This window comes from Roseateles sp. P5_E1, assembly GCF_054049335.1.
Map to the genome: position 1 here is coordinate 1 of NZ_JBFUMN010000167.1, position 798 is coordinate 798.

A 798-nucleotide genomic window follows, 5' to 3' on the forward strand; every position below is an offset into this window, starting at 1 on the left:
GCTGGTCGAAGAGCTCAAGCACGATTACACCATCGTCATCGTCACCCACAACATGCAGCAGGCCGCGCGCGTGTCCGACTACACCGCCTTCATGTACCTGGGCGACCTGATCGAACACGACCGCACCGAAGTGATCTTCTCGCAGCCCAACAAGCAGCAGACCGAAGACTACATCACCGGCCGCGTCGGCTGATCCCGGCCCGCACACGAACCACTGGATAGAACCGCATGAGCATTCCCAACGACCACATCGTCAAGAGCTACGACGAAGAGCAGCAACGCCTGGTGGCCGAGATCGTGCGCATGGGCGAGATGGCCGTCGCCCAGCTCGAGGCGTCCATGGACGTCATCGAGAAGCGCGACGACCACGCCGCCCATCGCATCATCGCCAACGATGAAGCGATCGACGCACTGGAACAGCAGATCAGCCACGACGTGATGCGCCTGGCGCTGCGTGGCCCGATGGCCCGCGACCTGCGCGAGATCCTCGCCGGCCTGCGCATCCCGGCCGATATCGAGCGTATCGGCGACTACGCCGCCAACGTGGCCAAGCGCTCGATCGCGCTGAGCAAGGTGCCGCCGCTGCCGCAGATCGAAGGCCTGCGCTCGCTTGGCCGGCTGGCCGCCGAGCAGGTTCGCCGCGCCATCCAGGCCTACCGCGACAACGACGCCGCCGCTGCCCTGACGCTGCGCGATGACGACGCGCGCCTGGACGCGCAGTACACCGCGCTGTTCCGCGAGCTGCTGACCTACATGATGGAAGACCCGCGCAACATCACCCCGTGCACGCACCTGCTG

General features: G+C 65.8%; 1 protein-coding gene and 1 pseudogene. Both read left to right on the top strand.

The window, feature by feature from the left end; all coding sequences use genetic code 11:
- Window positions 1-193: pseudogene (locus tag ACXJKJ_RS30390) on the top strand (phosphate ABC transporter ATP-binding protein); the annotation flags it as partial.
- Between the two features lie 35 nt (window positions 194-228).
- On the top strand, window positions 229-798 hold a 570-nt coding region (gene phoU / locus ACXJKJ_RS30395; protein WP_457395128.1), incomplete at its 3' end, for a phosphate signaling complex protein PhoU.